The sequence below is a fragment of the Variovorax sp. GW460-12-1-14-LB1 genome (genome assembly GCF_059423605.1).
In genome coordinates this window covers 166,964-188,375 of record NZ_JBWKYF010000001.1, presented here as the reverse complement: position 1 = coordinate 188,375, position 21,412 = coordinate 166,964, and the positions used below count along the sequence as shown (strand labels likewise).

The following is a 21,412-nucleotide window of genomic DNA, read 5'->3' as shown; positions in this document are numbered from 1 at the left end:
GCCTGCACGTTTGCCACCCCCACGACACCTATGTCCGTCTACCTGCTCCAGACCATCAACGGAATCGGCATCGGCATGCTGTATTTCCTGCTGGCCGTTGGCTTGTCCATCGTGTTCGGCCTGCTGCGCTTCGTGAACTTCGCGCACGGCGCTTTCTACCTGCTGGGCGCCTACCTGTGCTTCCAGGCCATGCAGTGGGGGCTCAATTTCTGGGCCGCGCTCGTGCTGGTGCCGCTGTTCGTCGGCGCGCTCGGCTGGCTGGCCGAGAAGCTGCTGCTGCGCCGCGTGTACGCCAAGCCGCACGAGTTCCACATCCTCGTGACCGTGGGCCTGGCGCTCGCGGTGCAGGAGATCGTCATCGTGTTCTGGGGCCCGCTGGGCAACAGCGTGCCCACGCCCGACCTGCTGCAGGGCGTGGTGATGTGGGGCAGCTTCGTCTACCCGAAGTACCGGCTCTTCGTGATCGGTTTCACCGCCGTGCTTGCGGTGGGGCTGTGGTGGGTGCTCGAGGGCACGCGCCTGGGCAGCGCGGTGCGTGCGGGCAGCGAATCGACCGAGATGGTCTCGCTGCTGGGCATCAACGTGTTCCGCGTGTTCAGCCTGGTGTTCGCGCTCGGCGCGGCCACGGCGGCGCTGGCCGGCGTGCTCGCTGCGCCCATCCGCGGGGCCGAGCCCTTCATGGGCGTCGAGGCGCTGGGCGTGGCCTTCGTGGTCGTGGTGATCGGCGGGCTCGGCAGCTTCAGCGGGGCGCTGGTCGGCGGCGTGCTGATCGGCATCGTGCAAAGCCTCATGAGCACCATCTGGCCGCCGGGGGCGAGCCTGATGATCTACATCGCGATGGGCGCCGTGCTGCTGCTGCGCCCGCATGGCCTGCTCGGCCGCAGAGGATGAACGCGCCATGCCAAAGAAATACACCTTCCTGCTGGCGCTGATCGTCGCGCTCGCGCTGCCGCCGTTCATGCGCTCGGGCTCGCTCGCGAGCGAAGTGCTCATCTACGCGCTTGCGGCCCTGGGCTGCAACCTGCTGCTGGGCTACACGGGGTTGCTCTCGTTCGGTCAGGGCATCTTCTTCGGGCTGGGCAGCTACACCATCGCGATCCTGCTCACGCGGCTGCAACTGCCGATGCCACTCGCCTTGCTCGCCGCCATCGGCATGGGCGCGCTGGGCGCAGCGGTGGTCGGCTGGGTCGCCATCCGCCAGCGCGGCACCTACTTCGTGATGCTCACGCTGGCCTTCGCGCAGATGTTCTATTTCATCGCCTACACGGCCTCGGGGCTCACGGGCGGCGACAACGGCCTGCTCGACGTGCCGCGCCCGGCCTTCATGGACACGCCGTGGAAGTACTACGCCTTCGTGGCGGTGATCTTCCTGGCCGCGTTCGCGCTGCTGCTGAAGGTGACAGACTCGGTCTTCGGCCGCACGCTGCTCGCCATCCGCGACAACGAGGACCGCGCCGCCGCCGTGGGCTACGACCTCAAGCGCTTCAAGCTGTTGGCCTTCGTGATCTCGGGCGCCGTCACCGGCCTGGCCGGCGGCCTGCACGCGATGATGACCGGCATCGCGCCGCTGTCGAACGCCGAGTACCACACGAGCGAGATGATCCTGGTCATCACCGTCATCGGCGGCACCGGCAACCTCTTCGCCTCGGTGCTGGGCTCGGCCTTCTACGTGCTGCTGGCCGACTGGCTTTCTACGTTGTGGCCGCGCTGGCTGCTGCTGCTGGGCCTGCTGCTGATCGGCGTGAGCATCGGCATGCAACGTGGGCTCTGGGGCCTGGGTGAAAGCGCCTGGCGACGGGTGTTCCGCAAGACGGCGGCCGCGACCGAGGCGCCGCTGGCACAGGGAGAAAAAGCATGAGCGACATCCTCATCGAAGCCATCGGCGTCACCAAGCACTACGGCAAGTTCGCCGCGCTCGGCGGGGTCGACCTGAAGATCAGGCGCAACACCGTGCACTCGGTGATCGGGCCCAACGGCGCGGGCAAGACCACGCTGTTCCACATGCTCACGGGCACCGGCACCACCACGGGCGGGCGCATCCTGTTCGACGGCCACGACGTGACGCGCGAGCCCGACCACCAGCGCGTGCAGCGCGGCATGGCGCGCTCGTTCCAGGTCACGAGCCTGTTCCCCAGCCTGTCGGTGCGCGAGAACCTGCGCGTGGCGGCGCAGGGCATCGCGCCGCGCCAGGCCATGAACTGCTGGCGCGCACCCATCGGCGAGCGTGCCTGCGCCGACACGGTGGCCGAGGTGCTCGCGCGCGTCGGTCTCGAACGGCTGGCCGACACGCCCGCCAGCGTGCTCTCGCACGGCCAGCAGCGCCGCCTCGAAGTGGGCATGGCGCTGGCTGCGAAGCCCAAGGCCATCTTCCTGGACGAGCCGACCTCGGGCATGGGCATCGACGACCTCGACGACATGAAGCATCTCATCCGTGGCCTGCGCGACGCGCACACCGTGGTGCTGATCGAGCACAACATGAACATCGTGATGGACATCTCCGACACCGTGACCGTCATGCAGCTGGGCCGCGTGCTGGCCGAGGGGCTGCCGGGCGACATCCGTTCGGACGCGCGCGTGCGCACGGCCTACCTGGGCAACATGATCACGGGAGGCAAGGCATGAGCAACATCCTCGAAGTCGAAGGCCTGCACGCGCACTACGGCAAGAGCCATGTGCTGCAGGGCGTGTCGCTCACGGTGGGCGAGGCCGAACTGGTCACGCTGCTGGGCCGCAACGGCGCGGGCAAGTCGACCACGCTCAAGAGCATTGCCGGCGCCGTCACGCCCACGAAAGGGCGCGTGCGCTTCCAGGGCGCGGACATCGCGGGCCAGCCGCCGCACCGCATCGCCACGCGCGGCGTGTGCCTGGTGCCGGAGCACCGCGGCATCTTCAAGCTGCTCACGGTGGAAGAGAACCTGCTGCTCGGCCTGCGGCGCGATTCGCCCTGGCAGCTGGCCGACATCTACCGCATCTTTCCGCGCCTGAAGGAGCGCCGGCGCAACGGTGGCGGGCAGCTGTCGGGCGGCGAGCAGCAGATGCTGGCCATCGGCCGCGCGCTCATGAACCACCCGCGCCTGCTGATCCTCGACGAGCCCGTGGAAGGCCTGGCGCCGGTGATCGTGGAAGAGATCGTCGCGCAACTCAAGACCATCAAGGCCGCGGGCGTGGCCATCCTGCTGGTCGAGCAGAACCTCGAGGTCTGCGTGCAGCTGGCCGATCGCCACTACATCGTGGAGCAGGGCGTGATCGTGCACGAGGCCGGCAACGCGGCCTTCATGGCCGACCACGACGTGAAAGACCGCTATCTGGGTGTTGGCCTTGCCTGAACCCACCCTTCATTCGTCGCAAAAAACCATGAACACAACGAACGAACTTTCCACCGCGCCCGACGTGCGCGCCCTGCGCGTGAACGGCCAGCGCCTCTGGGACTCGCTGATGCAGCTCGCGCAGCTCGGTGCCACCGAGAAGGGCGGCGTGTGTCGCATCGCGCTCACCGACCTGGACCGCCAGGGCCGCGACCTCTTCACGCGCTGGGCGCGCGAGGCCGGCTGCGAGGTGCGCGTGGACGCCATCGGCAACATCTTTGCGCGCCGCGCGGGCCGCAACAACGCGCTGCCACCCATCACCACCGGCAGCCACATCGACACGCAGCCCACGGGCGGCAAGTTCGACGGCAACTACGGCGTGCTCGCGGGGCTCGAGGTGCTGCGCGCGCTGAACGATGCGGGCATCGAAACCGAGGCTCCGCTCGAAGTGGCGGTGTGGACCAACGAGGAAGGCTCGCGCTTCGTGCCCGTGATGATGGGCTCGGGCGTGTTCGCCGGCGCCTTCACGCTGGAGCATGCGCTTGCGCAGCGCGACACCGAAGGCGTGAGCGTGGCCGAGGCGCTGTCCGCCATCGGTTACGCGGGCGCCGTGCCCGCCTCGGCGGTGGCGTCGCCGGTCGGCGCTTACTTCGAGGCGCACATCGAACAGGGCCCGGTGCTCGAAGCCAATGAGCGCGTCATCGGCGTGGTCGAGGGTGCGCTGGGCCAGCGCTGGTATGACGTGGTGGTGCAGGGCATGGAAGCCCACGCCGGCCCCACGCCGATGGAGCTGCGCAAGGACGCGCTGCTGGCCGCCGCCGAACTCGTGGTCGAGGTGAACCGCATCGCGCTCGCGCACGCGCCGCACGGGCGCGGCACGGTCGGCTGGATCGACAACTACCCGAACTCGCGCAACGTGATCCCGGGCCGCGTGAAGCTCAGCGTCGACCTGCGCGCGGCCGACGACGTGGTGCTGTCGGCCATGGACGCGGCACTGAAAGAAGCCGTGCAGCGCATCGCCACCAAAGGCAAGGTCGAGGCGACGGCCGAGCAGGTCGTGTACTTCCCGCCGCAGCCGTTCACGCCCGCGCTGGTGACGGCCGTGCGCGAGGCCGCGCAGGACCAGGGCATGACGTGGATGAACGTGATCAGCGGCGCCGGCCACGACGCGGTGTACCTCGCGCGCGTGTGCCCCGCGGCGATGATCTTCGTGCCCTGCCTGGACGGCATCAGCCACAACGAGATCGAGGACGCGCAGCCCGATCACCTCGAAGCCGGCTGCAACGTGCTGCTGCAGGCGATGCTGCAGAGCGCGGGAGTGGCCGCGTGAAAGCGGCGCTTCGCCGCGTCGGCCTTCACTGCGTGCTGGCGATGGGCCTGGTCGCGGCGTCGACGGCGGCCCTGGCGGCCGGAGAACCGATCTTGGTCGGCCAGTCCGCGGTGCTCACCGGCCCGTTCACGCCGAACAGCCTCGCGTTCATGGAAGGCCAGACGCTGTTCCTCGACCAGCTGAACAAGGCGGGCGGCGTCGGTGGCCGGCCCGTCAAGATGATCACCTACGACGACGCCTACATCCCCGAGAAGGCCGCGGCCAACGCCGAGAAGCTGCTCGGCACGGACCGCGTCGTCTGCCTGTTCGCCACCATGGGCACGGGCATCGGCGCGGCCATGGTGCCGGTGGCGGCGAAGTACGACAGCTTCATCTTCGGCGGGCTGACCGGCGCGGCGGTGCTGCGCGGGCCGAAGGTGCCGATCTACCACGTGCGGGAGTCGTATGCCGACGAGGTCTCGCGTGTGATGAACCATCTGACGACCATCGGCGTGACGCGCATCGCCATCGTCTCCAGCGACGACGCCTACGGCAAGGGCATCGAGAAGGACGCGGTGGCCGCGCTCGAGAAGAACAGGCAGCCGGCCCTGCTGTCGCTGCGCTTCGATCCAAAGGAAAAGGACCATCCCGCCATCGCGCAGCAGGTCATCGCGAGCGGGGCGCAGGCGGTGTACGTCATCGCGGCGGGCACGCCGGCGATCAACATCATCCGCTCGCTGGTGGCCGCGCCCATCCATCCGCAGATCTACACGAACTCGGTGGCGAGCTCGTTCCTTCTGTACAAGGAACTCGGCGATAAGAGCCGCGGCATCGTGCTGTCGCAGGTGGTGCCGCCGTTTTGGAAGACACGCTTTCCCATCGTCGACGAATACCAGCGCGCGAGGAAGGCCGCGGGCAGCGAAGGCGAAGGCTCCTACCTGGGGCTGGAGGGCTACATCACGGCCAAGGCCTTTGCGGAATCGCTGCAGCGCGTGAAGGGGCCGATCACCACCGAATCGCTGCGCCGCAGCATCGAGAACTCGCCGCCCATGAACCTGAATGGCTTCACGGTCGCGTTCCGTCCCGACAACCGCAACGGCTCCAGCTTCGGCGACATCACCATGCTGGGCAGCGCCGGAAAGTTTGCCCAATGAAAGTCCTGATCGCACGTCTCAACCACGAGACCAACACCTTCTCGCCCGTGCCCACGCCGCTCGCGGCCTTCGGGCCCGACGGCCCGACCTTCGGTGCGCAGGCCTACGCCGACAACGAGGGCATGCGCACCGCGATGTCGGCCTTCATCGACCTGGCCGAAGCGGCCGGTGCGCAACTCGTCACGCCGGTGTCGGCTTCGGCCAACCCGAGCGGTCCGGTCGATGCGCAGGCCTACACCACGCTCACGCAATGCATCGTCGATGCGGCGCCGGGCTGCGACGCCATCCTGCTCGACCTGCACGGCGCGATGGTGGCGCAGAACAGCACCGACGGCGAAGGCGACCTGCTGGTGCGCCTGCGCGCCGCCGCGCCCGGCGTGCCCATCGGCGTGGCGCTGGACCTGCATGCCAACGTGACGCCCGCGATGGTGGAGAACGCCGACGTGATCGTCGGCTTCAAGACCTACCCGCACGTCGACATGTACGAGACCGGCGAGCACGCCGGCCGCCTGCTGTTCGACCTGCTGGCCGGGCGCAGCCAGCCGCACATGCGCTGGCGGCAGCTGCCGCTGATGGCGCACACGCTGCGCAGCGCCTCGTTCACCGGCGCGATGCAGCGGGCCATCGAGGCGGCGCGCGCGGCGGAAGCCTCCGAGTCGCTGGCGGTGTCGATCCTCGCCGGCTTCTCGCTGTCGGACATCACGGCGCCGTGCATGAGCGTGATCGTGGTCGATGCGCAATCGCCCGCGCGCGCGCAGGCCACGGCCGACCGCATCGCGGCGCAGATGTGGGCCGAGCGCGAAGCCTTCATCTACCGCAGCGAGCCGCTGGCCGAATCGGTCGCGCGCGCGAAGCTCATCGCCGGCGGCGCCACGCGCCCGGTGCTGCTGCTCGACCACGGCGACAACTGCATGTCGGGCGGCAGCTGCGACACCATGGACGTGCTGCAGGAAGCGCTGGCGCAGGGCCTGGACGGCATCGGCGTCGGGCCGCTGTGCGACCCCGAGGCGGTGGCCGCGCTGGTCGCGGCGGGCGAGGGCGCCGAAGTGACGGTGGCGCTGGGCAACAAGGTGTCGCTGGAAGGCATCGGCCTCGCGAAGACGCCCGTCCAGCTGACCGGCGTCGTGCGAACGGTCAGCGACGGCGAGTACGTGATCACCGGCCCCACCTATACCGGCCAGCGCAGCAGCATGGGCCGCACCGTGCTGTTCGACATCGGCGCGGCGCGCATCGTCGTCACCGAGCGCACGCAGGAGCCGTGGGACATCGGCGTGTTCGAGTGCGCCGGGCTCGACCCACGCAAGGAGCGCTTCCTGCTGCTGAAGTCGCGCATGTACTGCCGGCCGGTGTTCGAGCCGCTGTCGGCGGCGCTGGTGGAGTGCGACAGTCCGGGCGTGACCAGCTCGGACTACAGCCTGTTCCCGTTCAGCCAGGTGCGCCGGCCGGTGTTTCCGCTCGATGCGAACGCGGCGATGGACGCGCCGGCATAACCTGCCACGTCATCGACGCGCGGCGCGTGCCCCGCGACCATTCCTTCACCCCGCGCTGTTGCGGGTCGAACCCTCGAAAGGAACAGTCGCCATGAACACCGCCGCCCACGACGCCCATGCCATCGCCACGGGCTACATCGCCGTCTGGAACGAGACCGACGCCGCGCGCCGCGCCGCGCTCATCGACGCCGGCTGGACCGCCGACGCCCGCTATGTCGACCCGATGGCGCAGGCCAGCGGCCACGAGCAGATCAGCGCGCTGGTCGGCGCGGTGCACCAGCGCTACCCGGGCTTTCGCTTCCATCTGCTGGGCAAGGCCGAGGCGCACGGCGACAACCTGCGCTTCTCGTGGACCCTGGGCCCGAGCGGTGCCGACGACCTGATCCAGGGCACTGACTTCGCCCAGCTCGATGCGGGCAAGCTGCGCGCGGTGACGGGTTTTCTCGACCGCGTGCCCGTGGGCGCCTGAAAGGGTGGGGTCAGTCGCCCGCCGGCCGACCGCGCCAGAGCTTGCGGTAGACCGTGGCGCGGCTGATGCCCAGCGTGCGCGCCGCCTCGGCCACGTTGCCGCGCGCGTCGGTCACCGCCTTGCGGATCAGGGCGGTTTCCACGTCGCGCAGGCGGGGGCGGCCATCGGTGGCGTCGCCGGGCATGCCCGGGACGCCGCCATGCTCGCTGCCGCCGCGCTGGGCCCGCACCTGCACCCGCAGGCCCGACCACAGCGGCACCTCGAGCATGGCGTCGCCGCGCCGGGCGGCGTCGAACATCATGTGCAGCGGCAGCGCGAACAGGTCGTTGAAATGCAGGCCGCCGGCGTGGCAGACCAGCGGCTGGTGCAGCATCTGCCGCGCCGCCGCGTTGGCGCCGGTGACATGGCCGGCGGCGTCGATGCACAGCAGGCCCTCGGTGGCCTCGCTGCTCGGGCAGCCGGGCCAGAGCAGGCGCAGCAGCAGCTCGCAGGGCTCGCGCTGCACCAGCAGGTTCTCGATGCTGCGCGCCGACAGCGTGGCCAGGTGGCGCAGCTCGGGCCGCTCGACCACCTGCACGCCCGTGAGGTCGAGCATGCCGATGCAGTCGCCCCGGGGCCCGAAGAGCGGGGCGCCGGCGCAGCTGTACACACTGGTGTCGTCAAAAAAGTGCTCACCCCGGTGCAGCCACACCGATTCCTGCTCGGCCAGCGCCGTGCCGATGGCGCTGGTGCCGATGGCGCTTTCGGACAGGTCGACGCCGATGCGCCCGATGTCGCGCGCATAGCGGGCGGCGGGGTCGGTGCCGTCGGGCAAGGTACCCACGTCGACCACGATGCCGCGGGCGTCGGTCAGGATGGCGAAATAGCGGGTGTCGGCGATGGCGCGCGAGAGCCGTTCGATCACCGGACGCGCCGCCGTGACCAGGGCCCGGTTGCATTCCGTGACCTCGCGGCTGGCGGTGCGGCTCACGGGCTCGAAGCTCACGCGCTGCTGGGGCCGGCGGCCGGCCTCCAGGCAGCGCTGCCAGGAGCGCGTGATGCCCGGGTCGACCCGCACGCTGCCGCGCGGGCGGGGGCCGTCGCCGTCGATCAGCTCGCGGCGCGCCTGCGCAATGGCCAGCGAGCGCTCAGCAGGAGGGGGGACGGCGGAAGCGGACATCATCGTGAAAGTTCTTCTTCGCGCGGGGAGGGCTGCTTTTGCGGGCCGGCCGGTTGGCAAGCTGTTTCATTTTGAGAATTTCCCGCGCTCTGTGCAAGTGTCAAGGGTTTTTGCCTAGGATAGTGCGAAAGGGCGGCATCCAAGATGCCTCGCTGAACCAGCCATCACCTTTCACGGAGACAGCCACATGCAGGTCGCTTTCAAGGTCAACGGCCGGCCGGTCACGGTCGACGCCCCACCCAACACCTTCCTTGTGCACGCGATCCGCGAGCACCTCCACCTCACCGGCACCCACGTCGGCTGCGACACCGCCCAGTGCGGCGCCTGCACGGTCCACCTGAACGGTCGCGCGGTCAAGTCGTGCAACATCCTGGTCGCGCAGGCGGCCGGCGCCGACGTCACCACCATCGAGGGCGTGGCCGCCGCCGACGGCACCATGCACCCCATGCAGGCGGCCTTCAAGGAATGCCACGGCCTGCAGTGCGGTTTCTGCACCCCGGGCATGGTCATGAGCGCCATCGACCTGTGCACCCACCACCCCAAGTCGAGCGAATCGGAGATCCGCGAGCTGCTCGAGGGCAACCTGTGCCGGTGCACGGGCTACCAGAACATCGTCAAGGCCGTGAAGATGGGCGGCGAGGCCATGGCATCGGGCAATCCGGTGCCGACCCAGCAAACCACGGTCACGGCCTGAGGAGAGCGACATGGGCGCTTCCGACTTCTCCAACCTGCCGCACATCGGCGAGGCATTGCGGCGCAAGGAAGACTATCGCTTCCTGACCGGCGCGGGCAACTACACCGACGACATCACGCTGGCCAACCAGAGCCATGCGGTCTTCGTGCGCTCGCCGCACGCGCATGCCGTCATCAAGTCGATCGACATCGCCGAGGCCTCGAAGATGCCCGGCGTGGTCGGCATCTTCAGCGGCAAGGACATCGAAGGAAAGATGGGCGGGCTGCCCTGCGGCTGGCTCATCAACAACCCCGACGGCACCCCGATGAAGGAGCCGATGCACCCGATCCTGGCGATCAACAAGGTGCGCTACGTGGGTGACCACGTCGCCATGGTGGTGGCCGAGACGGTCGAGCAGGCCAAGAACGCGGCCGAAGCCGTGGTGGTCGACTACGACGTGCTGCCCGCCCTGGTGAGCGTGGCCGACGCCGCGAAGAAAACCGGCAGCACCACGCTGCACGACGAAGCGCCCGACAACCAGTGCTACAAGTGGGTGTTGGGCGACAAGGCGGCGGTCGACAACGTGTTCACCACGGCGGCGCACGTCACCAAGCTCGACCTCGTCAACAACCGCCTGATTCCCAACCCGATCGAGCCGCGCGTGGCCATCGGCAGCTACAGCCGCGGCACCGACGACTACACGCTCTACGTGTCGAACCAGAACCCGCACGTCGAGCGCCTCCTGATGACGGCCTTCGTGCTGGGCCTGCCCGAGCACAAGGTGCGCGTGATCGCGCCCGACGTGGGCGGCGGCTTCGGCTCCAAGATCTTCCTGTACGCCGAAGACGTGTGCCTGACCTGGGCCGCCAAGCAGCTCAACCGCAACATCAAGTGGACGGCGGAGCGCTCGGAGTGCTTCCTGTCGGATGCGCACGGTCGCGACCACGTGAGCCACGCCGAGATGGCGATGGACAAGGACGGCAAGTTCCTCGCGATGCGCGTGCACACCGACGCCAACCTGGGCGCCTACCTGTCGACCTTCTCGACCGCGGTGCCGACCATCCTGTACGCCACGCTGCTGGCGGGCCAGTACACGACGCCGCAGATCTACGTCGAGGTCGATGCCTGGTTCACCAACACCTCGCCGGTCGATGCGTACCGCGGGGCCGGGCGGCCCGAGGCCACCTACCTGCTGGAGCGCCTGGTGTCGCGCTGCGCCTGGGAAATGAACCTGGGCCAGGACGAGATCCGCAAGCGCAACTTCATCACCAGCTTCCCGTACCAGACGCCCGTGGCGCTGCAGTACGACACCGGCGACTTCCATGCCTGCATGGACAAGGCGCGGGTGCTGGCCGAGGTCGACGGTTATGCCGCGCGCAAGGCGGCGACCGAAGCCAAGGGCAAGCTGCGCGGCATGGGTTATTCGAGCTACATCGAGGCCTGCGGCATCGCGCCGTCGAACATCGCGGGGGCGCTCGGCGCACGCGCGGGCCTGTTCGAATGCGGCGAGATCCGCGTGCACCCGACCGGCAGCGTGACGGTGTTCACCGGCTCGCACAGCCACGGGCAAGGCCATGAAACCACCTTCGCGCAGGTCGTGGCCGCGCGCCTGGGCATTCCGGTCGAGAACGTCGACGTGGTGCACGGCGACACCGGTCGCGTGCCCTTCGGCATGGGCACCTACGGCTCGCGCTCCATTTCGGTGGGCGGCGCGGCCATCATGAAGGCGCTCGACAAGATCGAGACCAAGGCCAAGAAGATCGCCGCGCACCTCATGGAGGCGAGCGACGCCGACATCGAGTTCGCCAATGGCGAGTTCACGGTCAAGGGCACCGACAAGAAGATCCCGTTCGGCCAGGTGGCGCTCACGGCCTACGTGCCGCACAACTACCCGCTCGACAAGCTCGAGCCGGGCCTGAACGAAACCGCCTTCTACGACCCGACCAACTTCACCTTCCCGGGCGGCACCTACATCTGCGAGGTCGAGATCGACAAAGAGACCGGCGAAGTGAAGGTCGACCGCTTCACCGCGGTGGACGACTTCGGCACCATCATCAACCCGATGATCGTCGAGGGTCAGGTGCACGGCGGGCTGGTGCAGGGCATCGGCCAGGCGCTGCTCGAGAACTGCGTCTACGACAACGAAACCGGCCAGCTGCTCACCGGCAGCTTCATGGACTACGCCATGCCGCGCGCCGGCGACTTCCCGCAGTTCAAGCTCGACACCGTCTGCACCCCCTGCACGCACAACCCGCTGGGCACCAAGGGCTGCGGCGAGGCGGGCGCCATCGGGTCGCCGCCGGCCGTCATCAACGCCGTGCTCGACGCGCTGGCGCCGCTGGGCGTCAAGGATTTCGACATGCCCGCTTCGTCCAGCCGCGTCTGGGAAGCGATGCAGGCCGCCGCCAAGCCCTGAACGACACAAGAAATAACAGAGAAGGAATCACCCCATGTATGCCTTCACACTCGAACGGCCCGCCAGCGTGGCGGACGCCGCCCGGCTCATCGCCGCGGGCGGCAAGCCACTGGCCGGCGGACAGACCCTGCTGGCCTCGATGAAGCTGCGGCTCTCGGCGCCCGAGCAGCTCGTCGACCTCGGCGGCATCAAGGAACTCACCGGCATCAAGAAGGATGGCGGCGCGATCACCCTCGGCGCCATGTCGCGCCACCTCGACGTGGCGAACAACGCCGACGTGAAGGCCGCGTACCCCGCGCTGGCCGACCTCGCGTCGCGCATCGGCGACCGGCAGGTGCGCGCGATGGGCACCGTCGGCGGCTCGGTGGCCAACAACGACCCGGCGGCGTGCTACCCGAGCGCGGTGCTGGCCTCGGGCGCGACCATCGTCACCTCGAAGCGCGAGATTGCGGCCGACGACTTCTTCCAGGGCCTGTTCACCACGGCGCTCGAAGAAGACGAGCTGATCGTCGCCATCCGCTTCCCGATTCCGAAGCGCGCGGTGTACGAGAAGCTGCGCCAGAAGGCCTCGAACTTCCCGCTGGTCGGCATCTTCCTGGCGCAGTACGACAGCGGCGTGCGCGTGGCCGTCACCGGCGCGGGCAACGGCGTGTTCCGTCATGCCGGGCTCGAAGATGCGCTCAACAAGAGCTTCACCGCAGCGGCGGCTGCCGCCGTGAAGATCGACGCGAGCGACCTGAACAGCGACCTGCATGCCTCGGCCGCCTACCGCGCGAACCTGATCAGCGTGCTGACGCAGCGCGCCGTGACCAAAGCACTCGGCTGAAGCAGCCAGGCGCCGCCGCCCACCGGAAGGCGCGACGCCCTCGCGTCTTCCGCTACGCTTGCCCATGATCTTCCCGACCATCGACGCCCTTTCCGACGGCTTGCGGCAGGCCGGCTACTTTGCCGACCGCCGCCTGGCCACCGCGGTGTTCCTCGCGCTCAAGCTGCAGCGCCCGCTGCTGCTCGAAGGCGAGCCGGGCGTCGGCAAGACCGAGCTGGCCAAGGCGCTGTCGACGGCCCTGAACCGTGAGTTGCTGCGCCTGCAGTGCTACGACGGCATGGAGCAGCGCGAGGCGCTCTATGAATGGAACTACGCCGCGCAGCTGCTGCACATGCGTGCGGCCGAAGCCACGGGGGCTGCACGCGACGTGGAGGCCGAGGTCTACCAGCCGCACTACCTGATCCGCCGCCCGCTGCTGCAGGCGCTGCAGACGCCGGCGCCCGGCTCGGTGCTGCTGATCGACGAGGTCGACCGCGCCGACGAGCCCTTCGAAGCCTTCCTGCTCGAGTACCTGGGCGAGTACCAGGTCAGCATTCCCGAGCTGGGCACCGTGCGCGCCGTGGTGCCGCCCGTCACCTTGCTCACCAGCAACCGCACGCGCGAGCTGAACGATGCCGTGAAGCGGCGCTGCCTCTACCACTGGCTCGATTACCCCGAGCGCGAGCGCGAGCTCGCCATCGTGCGCGCGCAGGTGCCGCAGGCCGGCGAGGTGCTGTCGGCGCAGGTGGCGGCCTTTGTCGCGCGGCTGCGTTCGGCGCCGTTCGTCAACGCCTTCCAGCGCGCGCCCGGCATCGCCGAAAGCGTGGAGTGGGCGCGGGCGCTCATCGCGCTCGACACCGTCGAACTCGACCCCGAAGTGGTCGTCGACACCGCCGGCATCCTGTTCAAGCAGCGCGACGACGTGGCGGCGCTGACGCACGAGCTGGCCTCCGACCTGCTGAGGCCCGAGGAACCGCTCGCCACCTGAGAAGGTGTGAACGAACCCGCCATGGCCGGCATCCAGCAACTCGGCGACGTCCGCAGCGGCAAGCTGGCGGGCAACATCGCCGCCTTCGGCCGCGCACTGCGCCGCGCCGGCGTGCGCACCGACGCCATGCGCATCGCACTCGCGACCGAGGCGGTCACCCTGGTCGGTGTCGAAGACAAGCTCGACCTGGGCGCCGCCATGGAAGCCGTGATGGTCAGCCGCGAGCAGGACCGGCTGGTGTTCCGTGAACTCTTCGATGCGTGGTTCCGCGACCCCGAGCTGGCCAACAAGCTGCTCGCCCAGATGCTGCCCAGCGCCGAGGGCAAGGCCGAGCCCTCCAAGCGCCGCCCGCGCGTGCGCGAGGCACTGAGCCCGCCGCGCGATGCCGTGAAGCCCGCAGCACCGACCAAGCCCGACGAAGAGATCAAGTTCGACGCCGCCATGACGGCCAGTGACCGCCAGCGGCTGCAGCATGCGGACTTCAACGCGCTGGGCGCGGCCGAGTACCGGTTGGTCGAGCGACTGGCGCGCGACATCACGCTGCCGGTACCCCGGCTGCCCACGCGCCGCCTGCGCCCGGCCGGCGACGCGGGCAGCGCGCACGCCCGCATGCACTGGCCCGGCGTGCTGCACGAGGCGGCCCGTACTGGCGGCGAGATCCTGCGCTTGCCCCGTCTGGCACGGCGCGAACAGCCCCTGCCGCTGCTGGTGCTGGTCGACGTGTCGGGCTCGATGGAGCGCTATGCGCGCCTGCTGCTGGCCTTTCTGCATGCCGCCACGCGGCGCGCCGGCCGGCGCGACGTGTTCGCCTTCGGCACGCGGCTGACCGACCTCACGCCGGCCTTCCGGCTGGCCGACACCGACGCCATGCTGGGCGCCGCCAGCCTGGCCATCGACGACTTCGCGGGCGGCACGCGGCTGGGCGGCTCGCTGGCCGAGCTGCACCAGTCGCATGCGCGCCGGCTCATCGGCCGGCGCACGCTGGTGCTGGTGATCAGCGACGGCCTCGACACGGGCGAGCCCGCCTTGCTCGAGACCGAGCTGCAGTGGCTGAAGCGCCATTCGCGCCGGCTGCTGTGGCTCAACCCGCTGCTGCGCTTCGAGGGCTACGCCCCTCTGGCGCGTGGGGCTGCCGTGCTGCACCGCCATGCGGACGCGATGCTGGCGGTCCACAATCTGAATGCACTCGAACAGCTGGCCGCCAGCCTGGCTGCGCTGATGCGCGCCAGCCGATAGCGCGGATCTCAGGAAGGAACAAAGGAAACCCACCATGGAAATGCTCGGAAACCGCCGCCTCGGCGTCACCCAACAACAGGCCTGGGACGCGCTCAACGATCCCGAGACGCTCAAGAAGTGCATCCCCGGCTGCGACAAGTTCGAGCTCACGGGCGACAACACCTACAGCGTGGCGTTGGCCGTGAAGATCGGCCCGGTGTCGGCCAAGTTCAGCGGCAAGGTGATGCTGTCGGACATCGTCGCGCCCGACGGCTACAAGCTCACCTTCGAGGGGCAGGGCGGCGTGGCGGGGTTTGCCAAGGGCTCGTCGAGCGTGTCGCTCAAGCCGGTGGCCGGCGCATCGGACGCAGCGCCTGTCGCGGCCGTGGCCGACAGCGCACCCGTCGCCGAAGCCGCCCCCGTGGCTCCGACTCCTGCCGGCTGCGAACTCGACTACACCGTGCAGGCCCAGGTCGGCGGCAAGATCGCCCAGCTCGGCCAGCGCCTGATCGACGGCGCGGCCAAGTCCACCGCCGACGATTTCTTCAAGCGCTTCGAGGCCGAGATGCAAAGCCGCTACGGCCCGCCGCCCGCACCGCCCGCGGAAGCGGCGGCCGAGGCGCCCGCCGAGAAGGCCGGCGTGATGTCGGGCCTCATGAAGAAGATGGGCTTCGGCAAGAAGGACGGCGAGGACGCCAAGGACGCCGCTACCCCGGGCGACGCCGCCTGACGCACAAGGTCCTGCCATGGAAAACCTCGACGTCATGGTGCTGCGCACGCTGCGCGACTGGCGGCGTGCCGGCAAGCGCGCGCTGCTGACCACCGTGGTGCGCACCTGGGGCTCGTCGCCGCGGCCCGTGGGCTCGATCATGGCGCTGGCCGAGGACGGCGCGGTGGTCGGCTCGGTCTCGGGCGGCTGCATCGAGGACGACCTGATCGCGCGCTACAGCCACGCCCACGGCAAGGGCGAAGACGTGCCGCTGGGCGCGCCGCCCGCGCTGGTCAAGTACGGCATCACGGCCGACGAGGCACACCGCTTCGGCTTGCCCTGTGGCGGCACGCTCGAGCTGTTGCTCGAATACGCGCCCGACGCCGACGCGCTCGACATGCTGGTCGCCGAACTCGAACGCGGCAAGCTCATGCGCCGCACGGTGACGCTGGCCACCGGCGCGGTGCGGCTGGCCGAGGCGACCGCGCCCGACGAGCTCACGGTGAACGACACCGAGCTCACCAACACCTTCGGCCCCGAGTACCGCATGCTGCTGATCGGCGCCGGCCAGCTCGCCGAGTACCTGGCGACCATGGCCAAGTTCAGCGGCTTCGCCGTGACGCTGTGCGACCCGCGCGCCGAGTACCGCACCGCGTGGACGCTGTCCGGCGTGACGATCACCACCGAGATGCCTGACGACGCCGTGCTGGCCTTCAAGCCCGACCGCCGCAGCTGCGTGGTCGCGCTCACGCACGACCCCAAGCTGGACGACCTCGCGCTGCTCGAAGCGCTGCAAAGCGAGGCCTTCTACGTAGGCGCCATCGGTTCGCGCCGCAATGCCGATGCGCGGCGTGACCGCATGATCGAACACTTCGACCAGACGGCCGAGTCGCTCGCACGTCTGCGCGGGCCCATCGGCATCTTCATCGGCAGCAAGACGCCGCCGGAGATCGCGGTGAGCGTGATGGCGGAAATCCTGGCGGTGAAGAACGCGGTGACCTTGCCGCGCGAAGTGGAAGTGGCGCGCGCCAAGGAAATCCAGCAGCTGCAGCCCAGCTGAGTTGAACCGACCTGCTGCGCGGGGCTCAGTCCACGCCCAGCAGGTCGTAGATGCGGCGCACGTACTCGCCGAACTCCGGACTGGTCTTCACGTGCAGCTTGCGCGGCTCGGGCAGATTGATGCGAAAGAAGTCGGCCATGCGTGCCGGCCCGGCCGTGAGCACGGCGCAGTGCGAGCCCAGGAACACCGCCTCCTGGATGCTGTGCGTGACCACGATGAAGGTCTTGCGGCTGCGCTCCCAGATGCGCAGCATCTCCAGGTTCATCTTCTCGCGCGTGAGCGCATCGAGCGCGCCGAAGGGTTCGTCCATGAGCACCAGCTTCGGGTCGTGGATGAGCGCGCGTGCGATGGCGGCGCGCTGCTGCATGCCGCCCGAGAGTTCGTAGGGCAGCTTGTCGGCGAAGCCCGTGAGGCCGACCATGTCGAGCAGCTCGTGCGCGCGCGCTTTGGCGGCCTTGCGGTCCAGCCCGAGGATGTCGGCGGGCAGCAGCACGTTCTCGAGAATGGTGCGCCACTTCAGCAGCAGCGGCTGCTGGAACACCATGCCGACGTCGCGGCCCGGATTGAAGCCCGTGCCACCGGGGCCGCCGATTTCGAGCGTGCCGCCGTCGTGGCCGTGCAGGCCCGACAGGATCTTCAGCAGCGTCGACTTGCCGCAGCCCGAGGGACCGACCAGCGAGATCATGTCGCCCGCATGCACGTCCATCGTGACGTCGGAGACGGCGAGGAATTCTTCGTTGCGCTTGCGGTAGACCTTGCGCAGCTGCCGCATGCGGATCAGCGGCATCGACTCCTGCGGTTGCAGCACGGCGCTCATGCGAGCCACCGCGCCAGGTTGTCGCGCACGAAGGCGTCGTCGGCCAGGTCGCCGTGCTGGCGGTAGACGCGGTCGATTTCCGCCGACTGGCCCTTGCCCAAGCCTTCTTCCGGATCGAGGCACCAGATGCCTTCGAGCAGGCCCTGGCGCCGCAGCACCTCGTGGCAGCCCGCGATGCAGCCGTGGAAGTTGTTCGCCACGTCGAAGAAGGCGGCGTTGCAGTCGGTCACGCGCGAGTCGAGCGCGAGCAGGGCGGGGCTCAGCGCGCCGCCGCTGGCGGCCAGCTCGGCCTTGATCTGCTGCAGCTGGTGCACCGCGCTCGACGTCCACACCGACCAGTGGCCCAGCAGGCCGCCGCGAAAGCGCACCTGCACGGGCGCGCCGTCGCGCATCGCGGCAAAGGGCAGCGCGAGGTCGAGCACGATGTGGTCGTCATTGCCGGTGTAGAGGAACACGCGCTTCTCGGCACGCGCATCGACCAGCCCGCGCACCACGTCGATGCTGCGGTAGCGGTTGAAGGGCGCGACCTTGATCGCCAGCGCGTTGGGAATGAGCGCGAAGCGGCGCCAGAAGTCGCTCGACAGGATCGGGCCGCCGACCACGGTCTGCAGGTAGAAACCGATCAGCGGGATCTCCTGCGCCACCGCCTCGCAGTGGGCGATGAGCGCGTCTTCCGACGCGCCGGCCAGCGCCGCCAGGCTCAGCAGCCCCGCGTGATAGCCCAGCGAGACGGCGGTGCGCGCCTCTGCCTGCGCCTGCGCGGTCGGGCCGCACAGGCCGGCGATCATCGCCATCGGGCGGTCGTTCCAGGCCAGGCGGTCCTGCATCGCGGCCTCGAGCACGGTGGCGTACAGGCCGCGCTCGCGGATCGCGAACTGCGTGGTGTGCACGCCCACCGCGAGGCCGCCCACGCCGGCATCGACGTAGTAGCGCGTGAGCGCGCGCTGGCGCTGGCGGTCGAACTGGCGATCGGCGTCGAGCGCGAGCGGGTGCGCCGGGATGACGGTGCCTTGCGACAGCAGCGCAAGCACGTCGGCGGGAAGGTCGGAGCGGTTCAGTGGCATGGGCGAAGGTCCTCAGGCGAACTCGGGGCCGGCGATGGCGTGGATGAAGGCGGGGTGTCCGGTGGGCGGCTGCACGCCCTCGCGCGTGGCCAGTGCCATGCGTGCGAAGCCGCGCTGCGGTGTGAAGCCGGCAGCGCGCAGTGCGGTGGTCATGGCCTTGCGGTCGTCGGGCACGTCGATGTAGATGCGTCCGTCGATGCTGCGTGCGGCCTGCGTCAGCAGCGCGGCGGCCGTGGCCTCGTCGGACGACAGCAACGGTCCGATGTGGTGCGCGGTGCGGCCTGCACGCACGAGGCCGAAGCCCAGGCCGTTGCGCACGCAGCGGCTGTCGTCGCGCCCGAGCAGGTCGGCGAGCACGGCGGGGCGCGCGAAGCCCAGCGCCTGCGCGTCGAGCGCCGCCAGGTTGTCGAGAGCCGGTTTGTCCGTGGCAAGCGATGCGGTGGCGGGCGCGGGCTCGCGCTGCCAGCGCGTGAGCCGCCACAGCGGCGTGAAGCCGAAGCTCGCGTAGAGCGGCTCGCCCTGCGGCGTGGCGTCGAGCATCGCGACGAGGCCGGCGGCTTTCACTTGCTCAAGGCAGCGCGCGAACACCGCGCGGCCCAGGCCTTGCCCGCGTGCGGCCGGCATCACGAGGATCATGCTGATCCAGGCCACGTCGTCCATCGGCAGCACTGCGCCGCTGGCGACGAGCTGGCCCTCGCCATCGCGCACGCCATGCAACGTGCCGAGCCGCTCGAACAGCCGCCAGTCGTGCGCGGTCTGGTTCCAGCCGCTCGCGGCGACCAGCGCGTCGAGCATCGGGGCGATGCCGGGCGTGATCGATGCAAGGGTGTCGACGGCGGGCATGGTCATGGGCTCAGTACTTGCCGTCGCGCGATTCGAATTTCGTTGGCTTGCCGTACTGACGCTGCTCGCGCGAGATCCAGTCAGCCACCCAACGGATCTGCTGCGCCAGCGGCACGCGCGGGTAGCCGAAGAGGCGCTCGGCCTCGCCGGTGTTCATGAGCCAGGCGGTCGGGGCCTCTTGCCCCGCGATCGTCACGGGCTTGCCGAACTGGCGTGCGAACTCTTCAGCAAGCCAGCGGATCGACGTGGTCTCGGGCCCGCTCACGTTGAGCGGCGAGGTCGGCACGGTGGCCGCCGCGAGGCAGCGCAGCGCCTGCGCGTTCGCGTCGCCCTGCCAGATCACGTTGACGTGGCCCATGGTCACGTCGACCGGCTCGCCGCGCCACACCTTGAGCGCCACGTCGGCCAGCACGCCGTAGCGCAGGTCGATGGCGTAGCTCAGGCGGAACAGGCGCCCCGGCGTGCCGTGGCGCTGCGAGAAGTACTCGAACATGCGCTCGCGGCCTACGCACGAGTTGGCGTACTCGCCGGGCGGGTTGGGCGCGTCGCTCTCGCTCGCGCCCTGGCTGGTCACGGGCACGAAGGGGTACACGCAGGCGGTCGAGAAGGCGACGATGCGCGAGGCATGGAAGTGCTCGGCCACCAGCGCCGGCACGTGCGCGTTCATGGCCCAGGTCAGCGGGTTGTCGGCGTCGGCGCCGAACTTGCGCCCGGCCATGAACACCACGTTGGCGCACGGCGGCAGCGCGGCGATGGCGGCGCGGTCGAGCAGGTCGCAGGCGATGGTCTCGATGCCGTGCGCCTCGAGCGCTTCGCGCACGCCGGCTTCGCTGAAGCGGGCGACGGCGATCACGCGGCGACCGGGCATGGCGTTCTTCGCGAGGCGGGCCAGCGTGGGGCCCATCTTGCCGCCCACGCCGAGGATCATCAGGTCGCCGTCGAGGCGGGCCATGTCGCGCACGAGGTCGCGCGAGGGCGTGGCCAGGTAGTCTTCAAGCGCGGCTTCGCTCTCGAAGCGCTCGGGAAAGGGCAGGTCGTCGAGGACAGGCGTGGAGGTCATTGGATTCTTGCGTCCTGGGTGATGAAGAGGCGCTCCAGCAGAAGCACCAGCAGATAGAGCAGCACGCCCAGGCCCGTGATGAGCAGCACGGCCATGAAGACCGCGGGCGTGTCCAGCGAGGCCTGGACCTGGATCATCAGATAGCCCAGGCCTCGTTCCGAGGCGATGAACTCGCCCACCACCGCGCCCGCCACGGCGAGGATGGTGGCGACCTTCATGCCCGAGAACACGTACGGCAGCGAGCCCGGCAGCTGGATGTAGCGAAACAGCTGCCAGCGCGAACCCTTGAGCGCGCGCACGAGGTCGAGCAGCTCGGGCTCGGTCTCGTTCAGGCCGCGGATGGTGGTCAGCAGGATCGGGAAGAAGCACAGGCTGAACGTGATCAGGATGTTCGGCCCGATGCCGTAGCTGAACCACACGATCACCAGCGGCCCCATCGCCACCTTCGGGATCATGTTGAGCGTGACCAGCAGCGGGAACACCAGCAGCATCAGCCGCTTGCTGGTGATGAAGAGCAGCGCGCAAAGAATGCCGAGCACCAGCCCCAGCGCGTAGCCGCCGAACACTTCGAGCGCGGTGACGCCGGTGTTCTTGAGCCAGCTGTAGTTCGGGTTGGCCAGCGTGGCCAGCACCTTCGAGGGCGCCGGCAGGATGAAGGGCTGGATCGCGAAGACCCGCACCGCCAGCTCCCACAGCGCGATGCCCGCCAGATGCACCGCGACCACGAGGGCCCAGCGCTGCCATTCGGGGCGCTCGCCCGACAGGGGCGTGGAAGCGAGGGGCGCCAGCGCGCCGTCGGGTGCCGTCATGTCTGTTCCTGGGTCAGGGAAGAAGCAATGCGGCGAATCATAGGAGTCGCCACGACCCGAGTCAACC

The 21,412-nt window shown here is 69.5% G+C and carries 21 protein-coding genes; 15 read left to right on the top strand and 6 right to left on the bottom strand.

What is annotated here, in order from left to right; genetic code table 11:
* The first annotated feature begins 30 nt into the window (after window positions 1–30).
* The 8 genes from AC07Y4_RS00930 to AC07Y4_RS00895 all read left to right on the top strand — a co-directional run bounded on the left by AC07Y4_RS00930 (window position 31) and on the right by AC07Y4_RS00895 (window position 7,727).
* On the top strand, window positions 31–891 hold the full coding sequence (locus AC07Y4_RS00930) for a branched-chain amino acid ABC transporter permease (protein ID WP_487850181.1): 861 nt from the start codon (window positions 31–33) through the stop codon (window positions 889–891).
* A 7-nt stretch (window positions 892–898) separates the two neighbouring features.
* On the top strand, window positions 899–1,858 hold the full coding sequence (locus AC07Y4_RS00925) for a branched-chain amino acid ABC transporter permease (protein ID WP_495274100.1): 960 nt from the start codon (window positions 899–901) through the stop codon (window positions 1,856–1,858).
* On the top strand, window positions 1,855–2,622 hold the full coding sequence (locus AC07Y4_RS00920; protein ID WP_307694425.1) for an ABC transporter ATP-binding protein: 768 nt from the start codon (window positions 1,855–1,857) through the stop codon (window positions 2,620–2,622). Before AC07Y4_RS00925 ends, AC07Y4_RS00920 begins: the two co-directional genes overlap by 4 nt.
* On the top strand, window positions 2,619–3,326 hold the full coding sequence (locus tag AC07Y4_RS00915; RefSeq protein ID WP_070063982.1) for an ABC transporter ATP-binding protein: 708 nt from the start codon (window positions 2,619–2,621) through the stop codon (window positions 3,324–3,326). Before AC07Y4_RS00920 ends, AC07Y4_RS00915 begins: the two co-directional genes overlap by 4 nt.
* 28 nt (window positions 3,327–3,354) lie before the next feature.
* The gene (locus AC07Y4_RS00910; RefSeq protein ID WP_487850182.1) at window positions 3,355–4,635 is read left to right on the top strand and encodes a Zn-dependent hydrolase; all 1,281 of its coding nucleotides are present in this window, start codon (window positions 3,355–3,357) and stop codon (window positions 4,633–4,635) included.
* Complete coding sequence (locus AC07Y4_RS00905) at window positions 4,632–5,768, top strand: ABC transporter substrate-binding protein (protein WP_487850183.1); 1,137 nt, start codon at window positions 4,632–4,634, stop codon at window positions 5,766–5,768. The genes AC07Y4_RS00910 and AC07Y4_RS00905 overlap by 4 nt, the downstream gene beginning before the upstream one ends.
* A complete protein-coding gene (locus tag AC07Y4_RS00900) occupies window positions 5,765–7,258 on the top strand; it encodes a M81 family metallopeptidase (protein ID WP_495274099.1) in 1,494 nt (497 codons plus the stop codon). Before AC07Y4_RS00905 ends, AC07Y4_RS00900 begins: the two co-directional genes overlap by 4 nt.
* A gap of 91 nt (window positions 7,259–7,349) precedes the next feature.
* A complete protein-coding gene (locus AC07Y4_RS00895) occupies window positions 7,350–7,727 on the top strand; it encodes a nuclear transport factor 2 family protein (protein WP_487850185.1) in 378 nt (125 codons plus the stop codon).
* A gap of 10 nt (window positions 7,728–7,737) precedes the next feature.
* On the opposite strand, the gene AC07Y4_RS00890 is transcribed toward AC07Y4_RS00895, so the two are convergent.
* Window positions 7,738–8,886: a helix-turn-helix domain-containing protein gene (locus AC07Y4_RS00890; protein ID WP_307584985.1), complete on the bottom strand. Its 1,149-nt coding sequence runs from the start codon at window positions 8,884–8,886 to the stop codon at window positions 7,738–7,740.
* Between the two features lie 187 nt (window positions 8,887–9,073).
* On the opposite strand from AC07Y4_RS00890, the gene AC07Y4_RS00885 reads away from it, so the two are divergent.
* The 7 genes from AC07Y4_RS00885 (at window position 9,074) to AC07Y4_RS00855 (ending at window position 16,752) form a co-directional block, all read left to right on the top strand.
* Window positions 9,074–9,580: a (2Fe-2S)-binding protein gene (locus tag AC07Y4_RS00885; RefSeq protein WP_062468730.1), complete on the top strand. Its 507-nt coding sequence runs from the start codon at window positions 9,074–9,076 to the stop codon at window positions 9,578–9,580.
* Between the two features lie 10 nt (window positions 9,581–9,590).
* Window positions 9,591–11,975: a xanthine dehydrogenase family protein molybdopterin-binding subunit gene (locus AC07Y4_RS00880; RefSeq protein WP_487850186.1), complete on the top strand. Its 2,385-nt coding sequence runs from the start codon at window positions 9,591–9,593 to the stop codon at window positions 11,973–11,975.
* A 34-nt stretch (window positions 11,976–12,009) separates the two neighbouring features.
* Window positions 12,010–12,801, top strand: a complete 792-nt coding sequence (locus tag AC07Y4_RS00875; RefSeq protein WP_159274620.1) for an FAD binding domain-containing protein — start codon at window positions 12,010–12,012, stop codon at window positions 12,799–12,801.
* A 64-nt stretch (window positions 12,802–12,865) separates the two neighbouring features.
* Window positions 12,866–13,768, top strand: coding sequence for an AAA family ATPase (locus tag AC07Y4_RS00870; protein ID WP_487850187.1), 903 nt, complete (start codon window positions 12,866–12,868; stop codon window positions 13,766–13,768).
* Window positions 13,769–13,789: 21 nt separating this feature from the next.
* Window positions 13,790–15,004, top strand: coding sequence for a vWA domain-containing protein (locus AC07Y4_RS00865; RefSeq protein WP_487850203.1), 1,215 nt, complete (start codon window positions 13,790–13,792; stop codon window positions 15,002–15,004).
* A 34-nt stretch (window positions 15,005–15,038) separates the two neighbouring features.
* Window positions 15,039–15,713, top strand: coding sequence for an SRPBCC family protein (locus AC07Y4_RS00860; RefSeq protein WP_487850188.1), 675 nt, complete (start codon window positions 15,039–15,041; stop codon window positions 15,711–15,713).
* A 16-nt stretch (window positions 15,714–15,729) separates the two neighbouring features.
* A complete protein-coding gene (locus tag AC07Y4_RS00855) occupies window positions 15,730–16,752 on the top strand; it encodes an XdhC family protein (protein WP_487850189.1) in 1,023 nt (340 codons plus the stop codon).
* A 25-nt stretch (window positions 16,753–16,777) separates the two neighbouring features.
* Here the strand turns inward: AC07Y4_RS00855 and AC07Y4_RS00850 are convergent, their stop codons facing one another.
* The 5 genes from AC07Y4_RS00850 to AC07Y4_RS00830 are packed head-to-tail and all read right to left on the bottom strand — an operon-like array spanning window position 16,778 to window position 21,345.
* Window positions 16,778–17,569, bottom strand: a complete 792-nt coding sequence (locus AC07Y4_RS00850; protein WP_487850190.1) for an ABC transporter ATP-binding protein — start codon at window positions 17,567–17,569, stop codon at window positions 16,778–16,780.
* The gene (locus AC07Y4_RS00845; protein WP_487850191.1) at window positions 17,566–18,633 is read right to left on the bottom strand and encodes a dihydrodipicolinate synthase family protein; all 1,068 of its coding nucleotides are present in this window, start codon (window positions 18,631–18,633) and stop codon (window positions 17,566–17,568) included. Before AC07Y4_RS00845 ends, AC07Y4_RS00850 begins: the two co-directional genes overlap by 4 nt.
* 12 nt (window positions 18,634–18,645) lie before the next feature.
* Entirely contained in the window at window positions 18,646–19,482 is an 837-nt protein-coding gene (locus AC07Y4_RS00840) for a GNAT family N-acetyltransferase (RefSeq protein WP_487850192.1), read from the bottom strand.
* 4 nt (window positions 19,483–19,486) lie between these two features.
* Window positions 19,487–20,536: an NAD-dependent epimerase/dehydratase family protein gene (locus tag AC07Y4_RS00835; protein ID WP_487850193.1), complete on the bottom strand. Its 1,050-nt coding sequence runs from the start codon at window positions 20,534–20,536 to the stop codon at window positions 19,487–19,489.
* Window positions 20,533–21,345, bottom strand: coding sequence for an ABC transporter permease (locus tag AC07Y4_RS00830; protein ID WP_095946875.1), 813 nt, complete (start codon window positions 21,343–21,345; stop codon window positions 20,533–20,535). The genes AC07Y4_RS00835 and AC07Y4_RS00830 overlap by 4 nt, the downstream gene beginning before the upstream one ends.
* Window positions 21,346–21,412 lie beyond the last annotated feature (67 nt).